The organism is Desulfoluna sp. CLI2B (assembly GCF_056847375.1).
Genome location: NZ_CP186557.1, coordinates 2,448,816 through 2,468,970 on the forward strand (window position 1 = coordinate 2,448,816; position 20,155 = coordinate 2,468,970).

The following is a 20,155-nucleotide window of genomic DNA, read 5'->3' on the forward strand; positions in this document are numbered from 1 at the left end:
CATGATGTCTGAATGCCGCACCACACCGCCGCCCCGTCCGGGGCTATGCCATGCACGGACAGTCGCCTTTCTGTGGGCGCTTACCTGCGCCCTGCTGATCTTTCCGCCGTCCCTTGCCGCCGTCTCCATCATGACAGAGAGCCAGATGGGCATGGAGATGGAAGAGGAGCCGCCCCCCGCGACCAGCCCCAAGATTTCGGTCTCCAACGACAACGGGCAGATGCTCTGGATCGCGTCGGTGGGTCGCCTTTACATGAAAGACGACCTGTCCCCCAAGGAACGAACGTCTCTTCTGGAGACCCTGGAGAGCCACCTGGGGATCCAGGCAGACGGCCACCTGGACATCGCCGTCGCGCGCCAGGCGTCAGCCCGGCTGAGCCGGTACAGCGGCCTCAGGGAGAAGCCCTTCTCCAACATTTACTTCGACGACAAGCTCAACCTCACCGGATACAACGCCATCTACCTTGAGACCTGCGTGCTGAACCGGGCCGATGAAGGCCCCCGCTTCATCCGGTACTTCGAAAACGGATACCACCCGAACAGAGCCCTGTTTGTCAAAGAGGAGCCCTACTACAAATCCCTCTACTATTACCTCTACCTCACCCAGGAAGACCTGGTCCGGGCCATAAACGGTGCCGTGGCATACCTCTCCAAGGACCCGGACGGCGCCCCTCCCTTCACCCAGGAACAGATCAGGGGCCTTGAAACCACGGTGAAGGTGTGCACGGAACTCGACAACCTCCGTAGAAGGGGCCTTGCCGCCAAGGAGTCTCCCTGGGAGCGCATCTTCACCCCGGAGGAGAGCGCCTGGCTCGACGCCACCCTGGCCTACTTCACCAACATCGAGACCCACATCGCCCTGAGCAGCTACGACTGGTTCAAGCGCACCCTGCCCCTGTCCATCAGCAGCCGCGTCATTGCCCACAGCCTTCGCCAGACCTGGACCGAGCAGGCGGTTTCCCACCGCACGGTCCTGCCCCTCATGCTCTTTATCAACAAGGGGACCAAACAGTTCAGCGTGGAAAAACTCTTCAACGAGACCCTGTCCATGCTGAAAATGGACAACCGCGAGGTTGACCTGGTGGTGCTCTCGGCCATGAAGAGCTGGCTCCTCAAGCAGATCGAGCAGGGCATCAAGGTGGAAGACCGCACCACCTACAAAAAAATCCTCGACGAGCTCAATGTCTGCCCCACCGGCTGGATCTTCTACAACCTCTACGCCTGCCGGGAGCCCCTGGCGGCCATGAAGGGCTACGTGGCCGGATGGGAGGATCTCAGCAGCCGGGAGCGCCGAGCCCTCTTCGACACACAGGTCCAGCCCCTCTACTATGAGGCCAAGTCCAGAATCGACATCGTCTTCAACGACCTGGTCAAGATCTTCGGCGGAGAAGAGATCTACGGCGGGGAGTACAAAGCCACCAGCATCAATCACACCTTCCACCGGTACCGGGGCGAGATCGACTACACCTTTGAGTTTCTCCAGGCAGAAGTCTACGGTGACGCCCTCTCCGAGGCCAGGCTCCCCCTGGCCAACGCCTCCAGGAGCTGCCTCCACGACTTCACCGCCGCCTTTGTCAAGGCGCCGGAGCTGCGGGTCAACCACGTCAACCTCCTGAACGCCTACACCCTGCTTTTCCGGGAGCTGGCCGCCCAGGGCAAGGTAAGCCTCATCACCCTCCACGAGCGGGAGATGGAGGAGCTGATCCGCTCCGAACGCTACAGGCTTGGCTCGGCCCTGGCACACAGGGAAGACAACCGCTACGACATCTACCGCATCATCGCCGACACCTACCTGGCCACCCCCCGGCTCCGCACCCGGGCCCTGAAGGTGGCGGCCCAGAGCTTTGACCTGGCCCGCACCTATTACATTGAGGCGGCAAGGCGGGAAGGCTTTATCTCCGGCACCCTGCCCGGGGCCCTCTCCGCCGACGCCACGGAGGTGGACGATTACGAGCGGCAATACGAGTACTATCAATCCATCGCAAAACAACTCGGCAAAAAGATCCTGCTTCTCCTGCCCCCGGAGGACGTGGACCTTTACAACCGGATGCAGGATTCAAGGAATCCGGAAGGGTATCTGTTATGATGACAAAGGGACGACCACGCCTTGCGGCGACGATCCTCCTGGTGCTGCTGTGGAGCTGCCCTGCGGGCGCTGATTTCATGGAAGAGTTCAAGACCCGTGGCCGCAGCATCAGCCTGCTCCACGCCGTGCCCCGGCACCCCCTCCCGGCCAATACAGGCATCACGGCCCTGAGCCGGAAGGACATGGACCTGGTGAACACCCTGGCCGCCACCCCCGAAGAGGGTCCCTTTCTCCCGGTGGACGACATCGAAACCATGGTCAAGCGCATCGACGGCCTCACCGAGGAGTTTGAAGCCTCCAAGGACGGAGAGCGGCTTCAGCGACTCCGCTTCGACATCGCCTACGAATATTTTCTCCTCTACCTCCACTACCAGAAGATCAAATACGGTTTCAGCGACACCAAACGGCTCCCGGACCAGAGCATCCCCGTCACCGACACCGAGCTGCGTCAGTACCTGATGCTGAGCCGCCACTACCTCTCCCCCTTCCTCGAAAAAAAGGAGTCCGACAAGGCCATGACGTCCCACCGGGTGGCGGACGACGTCACCTTCAGGGTCCGGGGGAACCCCGAGTCTTACCTGAACGTCCACTTCCTGGCCATGATGATTGAAGAGGAACGCATGGCAGGCGGCTGGATCGGGTCGGACTCACCGGAACCCATCAACCTGACCTGTGATGCCAAGACCTGGCACTGGCTGGAAACCCTCTGGAAGCGCTACCACCGGAAAAGCAGGGAGCGGGTGTATGTCCCGTCGGCGGAACAGCTCTTCTCGTTGTACGAGCTCTACCTGCGATACCACTTCCTGGGTCGGAGCCTTCGGTACGACCAGAAGCTCGACCCCCTTACCCACACCCGCACCCGTACCCTGCTGAGCCGACTCTGCGAACTGGGCAAGACCGCAGGCATCCGCGGGGGAACCCCGTACGAGCGGTACGTGGAAGAGGCCAGCAAAGACTCGGGCAACACCCGGTTTCTGGTGAGCCTCTACCTGGCCAGGCGGGGCTTTGCCGTGCTGCGCAACGGCACCCTGCCCGCCTCCAAGGCAGAGCTTTTCACCCTGTACCAGCAGTACTACGACCGGGCAGCCCAGCAGGTCCGATACAACATCACCTTCCGCAAAACCATCTACAACGAGCTGATTCTCCTGGGGGTGGAGACCGGCAACCTCCGGCTCATGGAGGACATCCTCTACCAGTACGGCCTCATGGGCATGCGGATCCCCGGGCCCGATGACGGGGACCGGTTCATCGGAGACTCCGCACGGTTCACCATGGCCTACCTTGTTGCCAATATCCTGGAGAAGAAAAGGCTCTCCGGCCTCACGGACAACTCGGCCAGGTATGCCGACATGGAGGGCACCCTGGTAGAGTCCCTCACCTCGTCGGCAAACTCCTACTGGCGCTATGCCTCGGTGTTTCACCGGTGCCTGGCGGAGTATTACGCCGGTGCCCACGAAGACCGGAGCGAGGCACGGGCCATCTACCACTCCCGAAAGGCCTTTTTGACCCTGTGCAAAAAGCTCTCCCTCAACGGGCAGGGAGGCAACGTCGAGGCCTTCCGGGGCATGCCGGAATCCCAGCAGTTCCTGAAGCTCTTCCTCTACTACCAGAAAAAATACCCCACGAGCCCCGATGCCTCGACCCCCCGGGAGTATCGTGCCGATCGCATCATTGAGACGACATTACAGCAGAACAGGAGTTAGCATGACACGACGAACCCATGATCACCCCAACCACCCCGCCACACCCCGTCGAGCCCGCACCGGTCGACACCCCATCGCTCGCCTCATGGGATGCCTGTGCCTTGCATGCGCCCTGCTGACCACCGGACTCCACGCCCCTGCCGTGCGAGCCGCGGAGTCTTCCACCATGGAAGAGCTCAAGGCCAACTACCTCACCAGCATCTATGACGACTGCCGGATCTTCCTTGAGGGGATCGAGCTGTTTATCAACCGCGACTACCCCAGGTTCTGGTCCGACATCAGCACCGGCAAACCCGTCTCCAAATCCATGATCCAGCGTTACATCCGGGAGCTTGAGTATTTTGAGGGTCAGCTCGACGCCCTCTACGAAGAGTTCATCAGCTATGCGGACACCACGGCCAACAAGTCCAACCACGGCCAGACCCGGGTCCGGGACCTGGAGGCCAAGATTTACCAGATCCTCGCCTACGCCTACATGCGCACCGGGGATTTTGCCATGAGCCACGCCCTGACCACCAACGAGGACATCATCACCAGGGAGTTCACCATCCCCCTCATGGACATCGAAGGGAAAAAGCAGCCCTTTGCCCTCACCCAGGAACTCAAGCGCCTGCAACAGCTCATCAGCGCCAACCTGGAGGTGGTGGAGATCCGCATGACCTACTTTTTCCCCTCGGACCTCGACAGCATCAACGCCTACCTCAAGGTGGACGAGTACGACGGCGGCAACCCCTTCAACCTCACCTTCCTGAGCTACTACGACAACGCCTTCCTTGAATTGGGAGACGGGGAAAGCGGCGTCATCCACTTCAGCGAGATCATCCGGTTCTTCAACCGGATAAAGTACAACGACGCCTTCAGCCAGGGCATCGACAACACCAGCGGCCGGGAACAGGTCTACAGGCTTCCCATCATCAAGGGGCAATACGGCATGGCGTTGAAAGACGACGCCATCCTGGGCTATGCGTCCCCGGACAACACCACCCTGGGCCTGGAGCGCCTCTGCCGGTATACAGGCTTTACCCGCACCGATTTCAGGACCCTGAAGCTCGAAGAGAAAGAAAACATCACGGACAGCACCACCGAAGAAAAAGAACTCTACATCTCCCGGGTGGAAAGCCCCAAGGCGGTGGACGCCGAGGAGAGCGACGCCATGACCTATTACGGCAATGTCCCGGCCAACGGGGAGCTGAGGCCGGGGAGCCCCATACGCTACGGCACCTACCGGCTCTTCGAGGGGGGAGAATACCTGGGCCTCATCGAGCTGGTCCCCTGCTACAAGGGCCAGCACTGCGCCAAGCAGAACCCGGACAAGGCGGTCACCGAGGTGAAGGTCTACAACCACGAGCTCAGCTTTTACGAGGACACCCTCGATTACATCCGCATGAACACGCGCATGTACGGCACCTCCCGAAACATCACCCGCGACGACGCCTCGGAGATCCACATCGGCAGGGGCTGCGCCTCGGGTAAGCGATAAAAAAACACAAATTCGCCTGAAACCAAAACGGGTCCCGGGGCATCTTGCCCCGGGACCCGTTTGCGTTGTATCCCCGATCACTTTTTCTTTGCAGCGCACCCGCGCCGATGTCTATCCGTTGCCGTTTCCATTGGCCTTTTTCCGGTTCATCCAGGCCGGTTTTTTCCGCTCTTTCAATTTGGGAGGCATGGCCACGGTGCGGACCCTCTTGTCACCCACCAGGGCCTTGAGGTCATCGATAATCTGAGGAGAGACCGTCACCCCGGCGTAGTCGGGCAGCTCAATGGTGGTCACGGAGTGGCCGCGAAGCAGCAGGTGGACGGTCACCGTGCTGGGGCCGGGGTAGCGCTTGAGCACGGCGTCAATGCGGGGGATCAGCTCCATCTGGATCTCCCCTGCGTCCAGGTGCAGGGCAATGCCCCCGGTCCAGAGCCCGATTACCTGGTCCATGCGCACCAGCCGCTCGGCCGCGATGGTGACGTTGTTCTCCTTCACCTGGGCCACGCCCTCCACCATGACAATGGAGTCGGCGTGTAAAAACTCCCGGACATCGGTAAAGGTGGAGGGAAAGACCACCACCTCGATATCGCTGTAGAGGTCCTCAATGGTGATGAAGGCCATCTGGTCCCCTTTTTTGGTGCGGATCACCTTGACCATGGTGATCATGCCCCCGAAACGGACCGCAGATCCCTCCACCGCGTTCTCCTTGTTGAGGCCGGTGAGGGTGGCGTAGCTCTTCATCACATCTTCGTACTGGTGCAGGGGGTGGCCGGAGATATAAAAGCCCAGCACCTCCTTTTCCAGGGTGAGGCGGTGGCGCTCTTCCCACTCCGGCATGTCGGGCAGCACCGGCACGTTGATGCGTGCCCCGCCCTGGGAGGGATCGCCAAAAAGGCTTAGCTGGGGATCTTTTTTCTCTTTCTGGACCCTTGCTCCGTGGTCCAGGGCGTCTTCCATGGCCGCGGTGAGCTGGCTTCGGGTGGCACCTGTGGAGTCCAGGGCACCGCTCTTGATCAGGGCTTCCAGGACCCGCTTGTTCACCTTGCGAAGATCCACCCTCTCGCAAAACTCAAAAATGGTGGAAAACTGGCCATTTGCTTCACGTTCTTCAAGAATCACCTCAATGGGGCCTTCCCCCACGCCTTTCACCGCGGTGAGGCCGAAACGGATCTTTCCGTCCAGAACGGAGAAGACGCCCTGGCTCTCGTTGATGTCCGGGGGCAACACCTCAATGTGGTTGTTCTTGCACTCGGCAATGAACTTGACGATACCCTCGGCGTTACCGATTTCACTGGTCAGAAGGCCGGCCATGAACTCCACGGGAAAGTGGGTCTTGAGCCAGGCGGTCTGGTAGCACACCAGGGCGTAGGCGGCACTGTGGGATTTGTTGAAGCCGTAGCCGCCGAACTTTTCCATGAGGTCGAAGAGCTCACCGGCCGTCTCCTCCGGGTGGCCGTTTTCAAGGGCCCCCTTCATAAACAGGGTGCGGTGCTCTGCCATGGCCGCGGCAATTTTCTTCCCCATGGCCTTTCGCAGGCCGTCTGCGTCGGCCATGGTGTAGTTGGCAATGACACCGGCGATCTTCATGACCTGTTCCTGGTAGAGGATAACCCCGTAGGTCTCCTCAAGGATGCCGTCAAGGCCGGGGAGCAGGTACTCCACGGGCTCGCGACCGTGCTTACGGTTGACGTAGGCATCCACCATACCCGAGTCCAGGGGCCCAGGGCGGTACAGGGCCACCAGGGCGGTGATGTCACTGAATTTTTCAGGTTTGAGCCGCACGAGAAGGTCCTTCATGCCCGAGCTTTCCAGCTGGAACACGCCGGTGGTGTTGCCGCTGGAGAGCAGGTCAAAGGTCTCCTTGTCCGCAAAATCGATGTTGATCATGTCGGGGCGCTCAATGCCCTGCTTTTCGATCATGCCCAGGCAGTCGTCGATGACCGTGAGGTTTCGAAGGCCCAGGAAGTCGAACTTGACGAGACCAATCTGCTCCACCCTCTTCATGTCGAACTGGGTGATGGTTTCGTCGTTTCTTCCCTTGAACAGCGGCAGGTACTCCACCAGGGGCTTGTCCGAAACCACCACGCCGGCTGCGTGGGTGGAGGCGTGGCGGGTGAGGCCTTCCAGGACCTTGCAGACGTTCATCAGCTCGGTGTAATCGGGCCTGGAGTCCACAAGCTCCTTGAGCTCGGGCTCCTCGATGAGGGCCTTGTCCAGGGTGATACCCAGGGTTTCGGGCACCAGCTTGGCGATGCGATCCACCTCGCCCAGGGGAATATTGAGGGCACGGCCCACATCCCGGATCACCGCCTTGCTCTTGAGGGTCCCGAAGGTGATGATCTGGGCCACGTAATCGCCGCCCCCATACCGGCCAACCACGTAGTTGAACACCTTCTCCCGGCCACGGATACAGAAGTCCACGTCGATATCCGGCATGCTGATTCGGGAAGGGTTGAGGAATCGCTCGAAGATCAACCCGTGCTCAATGGGGTCCAGGTCGGTGATGTTCATGGCATAGGCCACAATACTGCCCGCGGCCGAGCCCCTGCCCGGTCCCACGGGAATCCCGTTGTCCTTTCCGTACTGGATAAAGTCGGCCACGATGAGGAAATACCCCGGAAAACCCATGGTGATGATGGTATCCACCTCGTACTTGAGGCGCTCCTCATACACCGCCACATCCGTGTCCGGGTTTCGCTCCAGAATGGCCTTCATGCGCCGGTCAAAACCGTCCCGGGCCGTTTTCCGGAACAGGTCGTCCGTGGAGAGGTCGTTGGTGGCGTCGAACTGGGGGAAATGGTAGGTGTTGAAATCAAACTCGATGTTGCAGCGGTCCGCAATGGCCACGGTGTTGGCGAGCACCTCCGGGGTGTCGCCGAAGGCCCGGGCCATCTCGGCGGGGGACTTGAAGTGGAGCTGGTCCGTGCCGAACTTGAACCGCCTGGGGTCGTCCATGGTGGTACCGGTCTGGATGCACAGGAGAATTTCGTGGGCCTTGTGGTCCTCGTAGTTGAGGTAGTGGCAGTCGTTGGTAGCCACCATGGGAATCCCCAGGCGTTTGCCCATGTCGAAGAGGACCTCGTTGACCTGGTACTGCTCGGTGAGGCCGTTTTCCTGGACTTCCAGAAAGAAATTCTGCTCCCCGAAGAGTTTCTGGTAATGAAGGGCCAGATCGTCGGCCTCCTGGAGCTTTCCCTTCATGATCAGCTTGGGGATCTCCCCTGCCAGGCAGGCGGACAGGGCGATGACGCCCTCGCTGTGCTGGGCCAGCACCTCCCGGTCGATACGGGGCTTGTAGTAGAATCCCTGCAACTGGGCAATGGAGGCCAGCTTGCAGAGGTTGGTGTACCCGGCGTTGTTCTCGGCCAGGAGCACCAGGTGAAACAGGCCGGTGCCGTCTTCGGCCCCCTCCTTGCGCTTCAACCCCCGGGGCGCCATGTACGCCTCAAACCCGATGATCGGTTTCACCCCGGCTTTGTTGGCCTTGTCGTAAAACTCCACGGCGGAAAACATGCTGCCGTGGTCGGTGACGGCAACGGAGCTCATGCCGAACTCCTTGGTGCGGTCGAGCAGTGGGTCCAGTCGGATGGCACCGTCCAGAAGGCTGTACTGGGAATGTACGTGCAGATGAACAAAATCCGGGATATCGGTTGATTGGGTCATGATCTCTATAATCGGGGTGTATGGAGGTTGTAGGAAGTGCTCACGTTTTGCCGGAGGCCAGGCCGCCAGATGGGAAGGCTACGGCAGGGTCAGGAATATCGCCATTGGGACCCCGTTGCAACCCTTTTTATCCGCGGCTCTCTCCGGGAACAGAAAAGGCCCCCTCCCTGGGCGGGAGGGGGCCTTGAATCGGCTGGCGGCCCATGGAAAAATGGGCCGCCCAAAACCGGAAAACACCTTACTCGAGGCGGTAGTTGGGCGCCTCTTCGGTGATGATGACGTCGTGGGCGTGGCTCTCACGGAGCCCTGCGTTGGAGATGCGAACAAAGCGTGCCATCTCGCGGAGCTCTTCGATGGTGCGGGAGCCTACGTAGCCCATGCCGGCCTTGAGGCCGCCGATGAGCTGGAAGAGGTTGTCCACCAGGGAGCCCTTGTAGGGCACGCGGCCGACAATCCCTTCGGGAACGAGTTTTTCGTTCTCTTCGTCCTCACCCAGGTAGTAACGGTCCTTGCTGCCGGACTGCATGGCTTCGAGGGAGCCCATGCCGCGGTAGACCTTGTAGCTACGACCCTGGTAAATAATGGTGTCCCCGGGGCTCTCTTCGGTACCTGCCAGGACACCGCCGAGCATAACGCTGTGGGCGCCTGCGCCGATGGCCTTGGCAATGTCACCGGAGAACTTGATGCCGCCGTCTGCGATAAGGGGCACGCCGGTACGGTCGGAGACAGCCTTGCAGTTGGAGATGGCGGTGAGCTGGGGAACCCCGCAACCGGAGACGATACGGGTGGTGCAGATGGAGCCGGGACCAATCCCCACCTTGATGGCGTCAACCCCTGCGTCCACCAGGGCCTGGGCCCCTTTGGCGGTGGCCACGTTGCCTGCGATGATCTCCACGGAGTCAAAGGTGGCTTTGAGCTTGGTGATGGCGTCGATGACGTTTTTGGAGTGTCCGTGGGAGGTGTCGATGCAGAGAACGTCGGCACCGGCCTTGAGCAGGGCCTCGGCGCGCTCCATCATGTCCTCACCCACACCGATGGCTGCACCCACGCGGAGACGGCCGATGCTGTCCTTGCATGCGTTGGGGTACTTCTTGACCTTTTCGATGTCTTTGGTGGTGATGATGCCGGAGAGCTTGCCTTCGGGATTGACGACGAGGAGTTTTTCGATGCGGTGCTTGTGCAGGAGGGCTTTGGAGTCTTCCAGGGTGGTGCCTTCGGGGACGGTGATCAGGTTCTCGGCGGTCATGACCTCGGAGACCTTGCGCTCAAGGTTGGTCTCGAACCGAAGGTCACGGTTGGTGACGATACCCACCAGCTGCTCACCCTCGGTGACGGGAACTCCTGAGATGCGGAAGTGCCGCATAAGCTTGTTCACTTCGTAGATGGTGGCATCGGGCCGGACAGTCACAGGGTCGATGATCATGCCGCTTTCGGACTTCTTGACCCGGTTGACTTCGATGACCTGCCGCTCAATGGGCATGTTGCGGTGAATGATGCCGATACCGCCTGCACGTGCCATGCTGATGGCGGCACGGGATTCGGTGACGGTGTCCATGGCTGCGCTGAGCAGGGGAATATTCAGGGTGATATTCCGGGTCAGTCGCGTAGAGCAGTCGCAATTGTTGGGAAGAACGTCGGAGTAGTTGGGGATCAAAAGGACATCATCAAAGGAAAAAGCTTGTTCCGGCGGAATGGTTTTCATGGAAGTTACCTCCAAAAAGCGGATGTGTAAAAAAAAGACCGAAGCCCACAGGGGAAAAAAACACGAACCCACCCCGGAAGGGCAAAGACGGGCAGCCGAACCCGGTCGTTGCCACGGCGCGCTTATCCCCTTGGAATAAAGTCACATCACCGCAGTGCGAGCCCGTGGTTCCGGCACCGAAATTCGGTTTACCTCGCCTTCATCAACTCCTGAATACACGACACCCTTTCGGTAACGACGTCCGAATACAAAAATGCCCAGTACCGCTGGGATCATTTCCGGGGTGTGGGGATGCAGAAGGCAGGTCGTGCGGGCCGGGTTCCCCCCCGGTCCTTGAAGCCTTGTTCAGGTTGTAGCGGCATTCTCGGGATCATGCTGAACGTGAGCCCTTTTTCCTCTTTCCGAGATTTTACTCATTTCGAAAAAAAAGGCCCGCCCCATGGGCCGAAAATGCATCAGGGGTACAAAAAAATCCGGGAAAACCGGATTGGGTTCGGGGCAATTATGACAAGAACTCATGTTACCCCGCTTTTTTTGGGCGGAATAATACATGAGATGGCCCCCTCTGGCAAACTCTTTTTGCGGGTCTTGAAAAAACTCTTCAGGCGGCACCGGCATACAAGATGTATCCACTCGCTTTCGTTGGACTACACGATATTGGCGCAAAACCCCTTCCTCACTCCGGCGGGGGCCTTCACCGGTGCCCGCCCCCCTGGAAAACGAGGGGACGGGCACTCACCGGGACCTACTCTTCTCGAACGATCCACTGCCTGGAGAACCAGTGATACGCCCTGCGATCCCCAGCCGGGACCGTCAGGTTGTATTTGTGACGGCCAGCGGGCAACGGCTTTTCAGCACGTACCTTGAAGGTCTTGCCCGGCACCACCCACCGGACCTCCACCCGGCCCTGACCGGAAACAAAACAGCTCAACTCCTTCCAGATGATATCGCCCTCCCCCACAGACACCTCCAGCTCCGGTTGCCGATCGTGAGTTTCCGGGTTTCTACGGCAGACAGGACAATGGCAAGTAATTTGTTGGCTTGTGGTGGATACGAGTTCGACGGCCCGATGCCTCCTACATGGACCTGCATGCCCAGTTGGTGGCGGCCGCCACCCGGGCCGCCGGCCATGGGCGGAACACTCCAGCTCGGCCATCAGGTCTGCCACCTTGCCATTGTACTCCCCGTACGGATAGGCCAGCATTTTCGGGCACGGCCCCAGCTCCTTGTCCAGCCTCGCCTGGGCCTTGAGCACATCGGCCCTGATCCGGGCAAGCCACTGGGCTTCGGTCTCACCTTCGGCCCTGTCGATCATGTGGGGGTGGGACGCCGAATGGTTGGCGAACTGCACCCCTGCCGCCTTGAGTTCACGCATCTGGTCCCAGGTCATGTAGTCCGAAAACCGCCTGTCCACGCCGTCGGTGGCAACAAACACGGTAAAGGGCCACCCCTTCTCCCTCAAAATAGGCCAGGCGTTCTCATACACGCTGGCATAGGCATCGTCCATGGTCAGGGCCACGGTCTTTTCCGCAAAGGCGTCGCCACGCCGCAGGGAGGCCATCACCTCATCCAACGGGGCCACCCGGTAGCCGTTTTCCTCCAGATACGCCACGTGTTCCTTGAACTGCTCCATCCGAATGTTGGTGGACGGAAACCGCCCATCACCGAACCGGTGGTACATAAAAATCACGGCAGAGTCGGATCCGGCATGCGCCGGTGGCGCCCAACCGCAGAACATACCAACAACCAACAGACCCATGAGGGCCTTCATCATACACCTTAAACCAATCAACCTCATTAATCAGACAACTCCATTTCCATGAAACCCCATTGATTCCATCCATACCCCCCAGCGCTTTCCCAGGGCGGTATCCTCCGCCGAGTATGGGCAAAGCCCGACAAACGGCATGATCATCCCCTTGCAACTGCCAGTTGAAAAAGCCCCCCGGCGGACGTGCCGGGGGCCAATCTTTTAATCGGTCACTCTTCCGGCATCTTGATTGAAAACCCCGGTTCCTTTTTTGCTTCGTACATCTTCTTGTCCGCAGCCTTCACAAGGGAATTTACGTCCACGCTCTTATCGGGCGTCGAAATGGCAACCCCCATGCTGCACGTCACCCCCGAGCCCTTTGTCCGTTTACCAACCTCATCGCACAGCCTCCCGCAGACCTTTTGGGTGTCTTCCAGGGTAATATCGGACAGAACGACGCAGAATTCATCGCCGCCGTACCTTGCCATCACCTCCCCGAATGGAAACCAGGGCCTCCCTGCACTCTTCATCAATATCCAGATACTCCTTGCGACGCACAATTTCATGGGGTGAAAACTTGAGCTGCTTAAGCAGTGTCAGGCTTGTTGTCTTCATAAAGACCCCCTTGGGGTTGGTCCTGCTGTCCAAAGATGGTGAACGGAATAAAGACGATGGAAGGTGTTGAACGGGAAAAAAGATGACTCCGGGGCGAGATGAAAGATGGTTTATGATCTCATAACCGGGACAAGGCGTCCAGCCCGGGTACAGATGCGAGAGGGGGCGACTGGCGCCCCCCGTTGGAAACGTTTTTTAAAGAACCTCAGGCGGCTCCGGCCATCATCAGGCCGACACGATCCCGTTTGTCGTTGTCCGAGACGTCGAAGACATCCACAATCCGGCCTTCAAACATCACCGCCACCCGGTCCGAAAGGGAAAACGCTTCGTTCAGGTCCCCTGTAACCAGGAGGATACCGGCGCTTTCCCTGGCGCTCACCAGGTGGGCCCAGATGGCCTTGGCCGTGGCGATGTCCAGGCCCTGGGTGGGCTGTTCCGCCACGATAAGGCCCGGATTCCTGAAAAACTCACGGCCCAGAACCAGTTTCTGGAGGTTTCCGCCGGAAAGATGACGGGCCTGGGATGAAAGGAGCCCGGGCAGTACACTGTAGCGGTCCACCACATTTTTGGACTCGTTCTCCACCCGTTTCCGTCTCAACCAGGGGCCCCGCCTGAAGCCTTTCCGGGTGGTGAGCAGAAAGTTGTCGGAGAGATTCAGGGAAGGACAGGTTGCCAGACCGATACGGTCCTCGGGAATATAGCTCAGGGTCTCCCGGTTTTTCCGTTTGGAAAAAAAAGACTTCCAGGTGTGGCCGAGGATGGAGATCTCACCCCGCTCCGGCACCTGCAGGCCGCAGATGGTCTCCACCAGGGGTTTCTGCCCGTTTCCGGCCACGCCCACAATACCGAGGATCTCCCCGCGCCGAAGGGAAAGGGAAACGCCCTTGAGCCCGTTTCCGGCCAGGTTGTTCACGTCCAGGACCACGTCCCCTTCTTCCACCTCGTCTTTCACCACCGAAAGAATGGTCTCCTTGCCCACCATCATGCGGGCCAGCTCGTCCTGGGACGCCACCTCGGCGATCTCTTTTTCCTCGATGACCTCCCCTTTCCTGAGGATGGCCACCTCGTCGGCCACACGCATCACCTCTCCGAGCTTGTGACTGATAAAGACGATGGACTTTCCCTGCTCCGCCATGAGGGCCAAGGCCTTGAAGAGCTGGTCCCCTTCCTGGGGGGTGAGCACGGCCGTGGGTTCGTCAAAAATGAGAATCCGGCTCTTTCTCAGGAGGAGCTTGAGGATCTCCACCCGCTGCTTCTCACCCATGGAGAGATCGGACACCCTGGCCGCCGGATCGATGTCCAGGCTGTGGGAGACGGCCAGCTCCTTCACCGTGGCCTCCATCTCCCGCGGCTTGAGCAGGCGGCCGCCTTCCTGACCCAGAAAGACGTTCTCGGCAACGGTCATGGACTCCACCAGTTTGAAATGCTGGTAGACCATGCCGATGCCGGCGTCGATGGCGTCTTTTGCCGAGGCGAACCTGCGGGGCACACCGTCCACGACAATGCGCCCGGTATCCGGCTGAAGGCGCCCGGCCAGGATACTCATAAGGGTACTCTTGCCCGCCCCGTTCTCACCAAGGAGCGCTTTGACCGTGCCCTGGCGGATGGACAGGCAGATATCCCGGTTGGCGTGGACGGTCCCGAAGGATTTGCTGATCCCCTCCAAAGCGATGACAGTCTTGGCAGGCTGTGTCATTTTTTCTTATTCATCCCGGCTATGGGTTCCACGAAACGGGACTCGGAGTCCCAGGGGAATAGAATCCAGGTGTCCTGGCCCACTTCGGTGATGAAGGTGTCCACATGGGGCTTGCCCTCGGGCTTGGCATAGAGGGTGGCAAAGTGGGCGCCGGGCAGCATGTTCCTCACCACCTGGGCGGTCTTGCCGGTGTCCACGAGGTCGTCGATGATGAGCCAGCCCTCTCCGCTGTCCCGCAGAGGCTTGATGATGGTGGCCTGCCCCTGGTCTTTCCAGGTGTAACTGGAGATACAGATGGTCTCCACGTAATGGATATCCAGCTCCCGGGCGATGACCGCCGCAGGCACCAGGCCGCCGCGGGTGACGGCGGCAATGCCTTTCCACTTGATGTCCATGTCGAGAAGGCGCCAGGCAAGAGCCTTGGCGTCACGGTGCAGCTGCTCCCAGGAGATGGGATAGCTTCTCTGGTATTGGGTCGAATCGCTCATGCTTCACTCCACATTTACGCATCGGTAATGGTTAACACTATGCAAAGTATATACAACTTCGGGGGTGATGGTTACCCCGAAAATCAATCTGCAGGTTCTATGTTGACGCCCAGGGCCTGGGGCGTGGCAGAGCTGCCGCCCCTCCAGGATGAAAAGACCAGAACACTCAGGGTCAGGGCGTAGGGCAGCATCAACAGAAAAGACGAAGGGATGTGGGTCCCCGAGGCCTGGAGCCGGAACTGAAAGGCCATGACGCCCCCGAACAGGTACGCCCCGGCAACGGCGCGCAGCGGGTTCCAGAAGGCAAAAATCACAAGGGCCACGGCAATCCAGCCCCTTCCGGCGGTGAGGTGGTTGGCCCACATGTGGGTGTAGGCAAGGGAGAGATACGCCCCGCCGAGCCCCATGAAAAAACCGCCGGCCATGACGCCCATCCACCGGTAATTGACAGAGCTGATCCCCGCCGCCTGGGCAGCGTCCGGGTTTTCACCCGCCGACCGGAGCCGGAGCCCTGCCCGGGTGTATCGAAAAAAGTACCACATGCCCGCGGGAATCAGGTAGGAGACGTACACCAGGGGATCGTGCCGGAAAAAAACGGGGCCGATGATGGGCAGCTTGGAAAGAACCGGCAAATCCACCGGTCCGAACCCCGGGGCGTTCATCCCGATGAGGGGCGTGCCGAGGTAATTGGCCATGCCCACCCCGAGGATGGTCAGGGCAAGGCCGGAGACCACCTGATTGCCGAGAAAACCGAGACAGACCAGCCCATGAATGGATCCTGCCAGAACGCCTGCAAGCCCGCCGGCAAGGAACCCGAGCCAGGGACTCCCCGTGGCAAGGGAGATGGAGAAACCCGCCAGGGCGCCCACGGCCATGATGCCCTCCACGCCGAGGTTCAGGACCCCTGACTTTTCACAGAAAATAGCCCCCAGGGTGGCAAACAGGATGGGGGTGCCGGACTGCACAGTGGCCGCCAGCAGCGGTATGAGGATATCCGGGGTCATGGGCGCTGCCTCCGTGCGAATCGGTAGTTGACGAAAAAAGTACCTGCCAGGATGGTCAACAGGATAAGCCCCTCCATGATCTCACCAAAGGCGGCCGGAACCTGAAGTTCCAGCTGAAGGTTCTCCACCCCCACCCGCAGCCCGGCCAGGAGAAACGAAGAGATACCTATATAAAAAGGATTGAGGCGCGCCAGCCAGGCCACCACAATGGCGGTGTACCCGTACCCCACCATAATGGTGGGCTGGAGCCTGTTGAGGGTGGCCGATGCCTCCACAAACCCGGCCCAGCCCGCAAAGGCGCCGCTGAGGAGCATGGAGATGATCACCAGCCGTTCGTAGGGCAGCCGGGCATACCGGGCGGCACGCACGTTCTCCCCACTGGCCTTGAGTTCAAAGCCCATAAGGGTAAATCGGAAAAAAACGTAGATCACCAGCCCCGACAGCACGCAAATCAGAAGTCCCCAGTTGAGGTTGGTCTCACCGATCTTGCCGATAATGGCGCCGGCGGAAAACTCCTGGGTCATGGGAAAGCCGAAACTGTCCGGGGACTTCCAGGGCCCATAGACCAGGTAGTCGAGAAAGAGGATGGCGATGTAGTTGAGCATCAGGGTCACAATGATCTCGTTGGCCTTTGCCTTGAGCTTCAGCACCGCAGGGATCACACCCCAGAGCCCGCCGAAGAGAAAAGCGGCCGTCATCATGGCAGGGATCATCACCCAGGCGGAGTGACCGGGAAAGCTGATGGCCACCCAGGTGGCGCCGATGGCACCGAAGGCAAACTGGCCCTCGGCGCCGATGTTCCAGATCTGGAGCCGAAAGGCAATGGCCACCCCCAGGGAACAGAGGTAAATGGGGATGGCCTTAATCAGGCAATCCTCAATGGCGTAGGAGGACCCGAAGGCGCCCTGGAGCAGAAGCCCGAGCCCTTCCAGCGGTGAATTGCCCTGAAAAAGCAGCATGCCCGCGCTGATAACAAGGGACATGACCACCGCCCCGCAATAAATAAGAGCCGCTGTCCATCCCAGGGTTTCCGGGCGTTTTCTGATGGTTAAATCAAACATCGTGGTATGGGATTCGTCTTTGTGGTGGATCAATAAAAGAATGGGGGGAACATCCGTTCCCCCCACAGCGTCAAGCACGGGCCGGCGACTTCCCCGATCCGGGGATGAGCCGCTTATTAGGGTGTTACTTGGTGGTACCCACCACGCCCTTCACAAACCAATCCATGCCGAGGAGCTCACCATCGGCGGGCACAGCGCCCTCTGCGATGCGGACCGTACCGGCCTGATCCTTCACAGGACCGGAGAAGACCACGTAATCGCCCTTCTTGATCTCATCACGACGGGCAAGGACCCTGGCCTGCACGTCGGCGGGCACAAGATCGCTCATGGGACTCAGGTCCACCACGCCCTCGGCCAGGCCGTTCCAGGTGGAGCCGCTCTTCCAGGAGCCGTCCTTGACGCTCTTGAGCACCTCCATATAAAAAGGCGTCCAGTTCCAGATGGGGGCCACAAGGTGAGACTTGGGGGCAAAGGAGCTCATGTCGGTGTTGTACCCGATGGAGTAGACACCGCGCTCCTGGGCAGCTTCCTGGGGACCGGGGGAATCCTGGTGCTGGGCGATGACATCGGCCCCCACGTCCAGGAGGCTCTTGGCACCCTCTTTTTCTTTGGCGGGGTCATACCAGGTCTTGGTCCAGACCACACGCACCTCGGCATCGGGGTTCACGGCCTGGACACCCAGGGTAAAGGCGTTGATGCCGCGGATCACCTCGGGGATGGGGAAGGCAGCCACATACCCGAGCACGTTGCTCTTGGTCATGGAACCGGCCACCATGCCGGAAAGGTATCGGGCCTGGTACATACGGCCGAAGTAGTTGCCCATATTCTCGGAGGTCTTGTAACCGGAGCAGTGCATGAACACTGTCTTGGGAAAGCGCTTGGAGACCTTGAGCATGGGATCCATGTAGCCGAAGCTGGTGCCGAAAATCAGATCGTATTTTTTGCGGGCCATGTTGAGAAAGACGCGCTCGGAGTCGGCCCCTTCATTGACCGCTTCCAGGTACTTGACCTCTACATCGGGCAGGGCTTCAATGGCCTGTCGGGCCACATCATGGGCATAGGACCATCCTGCATCTCCCACGGGTGATACGTAGACAAAACCAACCTTCATTTTCTTTTCTGCCGCCTGTGTCGTCCCCACTGCCATAAGCAATGCGAGCACCAGCAGAACCAGACCTTTACGCATGTACATCCTCCACGTGTGTAGTTTGGTGCAATCATAAATGAACTGTGACGCACTCGAAATATATGAAAGTCCTGCATTCAGCAAGACCAAAGCCACCTGAATCCGTAGAAAAGAGAGAATCCTTGCATTTCCCGTATGAAAATGGTTATTCTGTCCGTCGCGTCAAAATCCCAAGCCCCCGGGCATTCTTCCCGGGGCAGCAAAGACACCTGCGCACCTGCTGTACCCATGCCATAACAGGCACACGAGATATCCTTTTTTCCGGGCCTTGCAGCTTTCGGCCCAGACATTGCCCGTGACGCATGCGTCACCCAAGGTACCGGAACCACGATATGTATTACAAAAACATGTGAAATAAAATAAAAATGTCCACTCAAGAAAAAAACAGGCAATACATTGCTGTAAAAGGAAATATCCTTCACTTTACGGAAGACCCCAGGAGCATAGGAAAAAAGGCCTGGCACCACCACCCGGACGGCCTCCTCCTTATCAAAGACGGTACCGTGCTGTACGCCGGGGACCGAAGCGGCGCTCCCATGCCCCACGACGCCGAGCCCACCTGGTACGATTATTCAGGCAAGCTGATCATGCCGGGCTTTGTCGACACCCATATCCACCCCCCGCAGCTCTCGGTCATCGCCTCCAACAGCATTGAACTCCTGGACTGGCTCGACACCTACACCTTTCCCGAGGAGCAGCGCTTCGCCGATGAAAAGGTCTGCCGAAAAGGAGCGACCCGGTTCTTTGACGAGACCCTGAAAAACGGCACCACCACGGCCCTTGCCATGGCCACGGTCCACGCCGGATCCGCCGAGGCCCTTTTTCAGGAGGCACAAAAGCGCAGGCTTCGGTTCATCACCGGCAAGACCCTCATGGATCGCAACGCCCCGGATGCCCTCACCGACACCCCGGAGTCCGCCTACGACGAAAGCCGTGACCTCATCGACCGCTGGCACGGCAACGGGCGCCTGGGCTATGCCGTAACCCCGCGCTTTGCCGTCACCTCCACCCGCGAGCAGCTGGAAGCCGCCGGAGAGCTCATGAGCCAGGCCGATGGCCTCATCATGCACACCCACCTCTCGGAAAATCACGAGGAGATCCGTACGGTGCGGGAGCTCTTCCCGGAAGCTGCAAACTACCTGGACGTCTACGACCGGTTCCGACTCGTGGGCAAGGGGTCGGTGTTTGCCCACGCCATCCACCTGGGTGAAGAGGAGTATGAGCACCTGACCCAGAGCGGCGCCTCGGTGTCGTTCTGCCCCTCCTCCAACCTGTTCCTGGGCAGCGGCCTCTTCCGCATGGACAACGCCGAGAGGCACCGCATCCCCGTGGGACTGGGAAGCGACGTGGGCGGCGGCACCTCCTTTTCTCCGTTCCACACCATGGCCGAAGGGTTCAAGGTGTGCCAGCTCTGCCGCACCCCCTTATCGGCCACCACCGCCTTTTACCTTGCCACCCTGGGAGGGGCCCGTACCCTGGGCCTGGAAAACACCGTCGGCACCTTCCGAGAAGGGGCCGAGGCCGACTTTGTAATCATCGACCCCGAGGCCACCCCCCTTTCGGCGCGTCGTACCCAGCGGGCGGAGAGCCTGGAAGAGCTCCTCTTCGTGCTGATGATCCTGGGGGACGACCGCTTTGTGGCCGCCACCCACATCCTGGGGGAACCGGCCTACACCCGACCCTAAGAACTCTGTTTCAAGCCGAAACGCGACAAAAAAGCG

The 20,155-nt window shown here is 59.7% G+C and carries 14 protein-coding genes; 4 read left to right on the top strand and 10 right to left on the bottom strand.

Annotated elements, in window-relative coordinates:
• Window position 1 precedes the first annotated feature (1 nt).
• From ACOYW2_RS11650 to ACOYW2_RS11660, 3 genes are read left to right on the top strand one after another with little or no spacing between them, the layout of a single operon-like run.
• Entirely contained in the window at window positions 2-2,086 is a 2,085-nt protein-coding gene (locus ACOYW2_RS11650; protein WP_482770504.1) for a hypothetical protein, read from the top strand.
• Window positions 2,083-3,789: a hypothetical protein gene (locus tag ACOYW2_RS11655; protein WP_482770505.1), complete on the top strand. Its 1,707-nt coding sequence runs from the start codon at window positions 2,083-2,085 to the stop codon at window positions 3,787-3,789. The genes ACOYW2_RS11650 and ACOYW2_RS11655 overlap by 4 nt, the downstream gene beginning before the upstream one ends.
• Before the next feature lies 1 nt (window position 3,790).
• Window positions 3,791-5,269: a hypothetical protein gene (locus ACOYW2_RS11660; RefSeq protein ID WP_482770506.1), complete on the top strand. Its 1,479-nt coding sequence runs from the start codon at window positions 3,791-3,793 to the stop codon at window positions 5,267-5,269.
• Between the two features lie 111 nt (window positions 5,270-5,380).
• On the opposite strand, the gene dnaE is transcribed toward ACOYW2_RS11660, so the two are convergent.
• The 10 genes from dnaE to ACOYW2_RS11710 all read right to left on the bottom strand — a co-directional run bounded on the left by dnaE (window position 5,381) and on the right by ACOYW2_RS11710 (window position 18,434).
• Complete coding sequence (gene dnaE, locus ACOYW2_RS11665) at window positions 5,381-8,932, bottom strand: DNA polymerase III subunit alpha (protein ID WP_482770507.1); 3,552 nt, start codon at window positions 8,930-8,932, stop codon at window positions 5,381-5,383.
• Window positions 8,933-9,170: 238 nt separating this feature from the next.
• Entirely contained in the window at window positions 9,171-10,634 is a 1,464-nt protein-coding gene (gene guaB, locus ACOYW2_RS11670; RefSeq protein WP_482770508.1) for an IMP dehydrogenase, read from the bottom strand.
• A 745-nt stretch (window positions 10,635-11,379) separates the two neighbouring features.
• Window positions 11,380-12,315 carry a polysaccharide deacetylase family protein gene (locus ACOYW2_RS11675; protein WP_482771019.1) on the bottom strand — a complete coding sequence of 312 codons (936 nt, stop codon included), beginning with the start codon at window positions 12,313-12,315 and terminating at the stop codon, window positions 11,380-11,382.
• A 299-nt stretch (window positions 12,316-12,614) separates the two neighbouring features.
• A complete protein-coding gene (locus ACOYW2_RS11680; RefSeq protein ID WP_482770509.1) occupies window positions 12,615-12,872 on the bottom strand; it encodes a GGDEF domain-containing protein in 258 nt (85 codons plus the stop codon).
• Window positions 12,850-12,999, bottom strand: coding sequence for a hypothetical protein (locus ACOYW2_RS11685; protein WP_482770510.1), 150 nt, complete (start codon window positions 12,997-12,999; stop codon window positions 12,850-12,852). The genes ACOYW2_RS11680 and ACOYW2_RS11685 overlap by 23 nt, the downstream gene beginning before the upstream one ends.
• A 205-nt stretch (window positions 13,000-13,204) precedes the next feature.
• The gene (locus ACOYW2_RS11690) at window positions 13,205-14,695 is read right to left on the bottom strand and encodes an ABC transporter ATP-binding protein (RefSeq protein WP_482416190.1); all 1,491 of its coding nucleotides are present in this window, start codon (window positions 14,693-14,695) and stop codon (window positions 13,205-13,207) included.
• Entirely contained in the window at window positions 14,692-15,183 is a 492-nt protein-coding gene (gpt, locus tag ACOYW2_RS11695; protein ID WP_482416189.1) for a xanthine phosphoribosyltransferase, read from the bottom strand. Before gpt ends, ACOYW2_RS11690 begins: the two co-directional genes overlap by 4 nt.
• Window positions 15,184-15,266: 83 nt before the next feature.
• Window positions 15,267-16,187 (bottom strand): ABC transporter permease, encoded by a 921-nt coding sequence (locus ACOYW2_RS11700; protein ID WP_482770511.1) that lies wholly within the window; start codon window positions 16,185-16,187, stop codon window positions 15,267-15,269.
• Window positions 16,184-17,326 carry an ABC transporter permease gene (locus ACOYW2_RS11705; RefSeq protein ID WP_482770512.1) on the bottom strand — a complete coding sequence of 381 codons (1,143 nt, stop codon included), beginning with the start codon at window positions 17,324-17,326 and terminating at the stop codon, window positions 16,184-16,186. Before ACOYW2_RS11705 ends, ACOYW2_RS11700 begins: the two co-directional genes overlap by 4 nt.
• A 46-nt stretch (window positions 17,327-17,372) precedes the next feature.
• A complete protein-coding gene (locus tag ACOYW2_RS11710) occupies window positions 17,373-18,434 on the bottom strand; it encodes a BMP family ABC transporter substrate-binding protein (RefSeq protein WP_482423066.1) in 1,062 nt (353 codons plus the stop codon).
• A 365-nt stretch (window positions 18,435-18,799) separates the two neighbouring features.
• Here ACOYW2_RS11710 and guaD point away from each other — a divergent pair, with 365 nt between their 5' ends.
• Window positions 18,800-20,119 (top strand): guanine deaminase, encoded by a 1,320-nt coding sequence (gene guaD / locus ACOYW2_RS11715; protein WP_482770513.1) that lies wholly within the window; start codon window positions 18,800-18,802, stop codon window positions 20,117-20,119.
• Window positions 20,120-20,155: the final 36 nt, after the last annotated feature.

Coding starts and splice junctions, on each gene's coding strand:
- ACOYW2_RS11650 (WP_482770504.1), top strand. CDS start 2: ATGATGTCTGAATGCCGCACCACACCGCCGCCCCGTCCGGGGCTATGC.
- ACOYW2_RS11655 (WP_482770505.1), top strand. CDS start 2,083: ATGATGACAAAGGGACGACCACGCCTTGCGGCGACGATCCTCCTGGTG.
- ACOYW2_RS11660 (WP_482770506.1), top strand. CDS start 3,791: ATGACACGACGAACCCATGATCACCCCAACCACCCCGCCACACCCCGT.
- dnaE (WP_482770507.1), bottom strand. CDS start 8,932: ATGACCCAATCAACCGATATCCCGGATTTTGTTCATCTGCACGTACAT.
- guaB (WP_482770508.1), bottom strand. CDS start 10,634: ATGAAAACCATTCCGCCGGAACAAGCTTTTTCCTTTGATGATGTCCTT.
- ACOYW2_RS11675 (WP_482771019.1), bottom strand. CDS start 12,315: ATGTACCACCGGTTCGGTGATGGGCGGTTTCCGTCCACCAACATTCGG.
- ACOYW2_RS11680 (WP_482770509.1), bottom strand. CDS start 12,872: ATGGCAAGGTACGGCGGCGATGAATTCTGCGTCGTTCTGTCCGATATT.
- ACOYW2_RS11685 (WP_482770510.1), bottom strand. CDS start 12,999: ATGAAGACAACAAGCCTGACACTGCTTAAGCAGCTCAAGTTTTCACCC.
- ACOYW2_RS11690 (WP_482416190.1), bottom strand. CDS start 14,695: ATGACACAGCCTGCCAAGACTGTCATCGCTTTGGAGGGGATCAGCAAA.
- gpt (WP_482416189.1), bottom strand. CDS start 15,183: ATGAGCGATTCGACCCAATACCAGAGAAGCTATCCCATCTCCTGGGAG.
- ACOYW2_RS11700 (WP_482770511.1), bottom strand. CDS start 16,187: ATGACCCCGGATATCCTCATACCGCTGCTGGCGGCCACTGTGCAGTCC.
- ACOYW2_RS11710 (WP_482423066.1), bottom strand. CDS start 18,434: ATGCGTAAAGGTCTGGTTCTGCTGGTGCTCGCATTGCTTATGGCAGTG.
- guaD (WP_482770513.1), top strand. CDS start 18,800: ATGTCCACTCAAGAAAAAAACAGGCAATACATTGCTGTAAAAGGAAAT.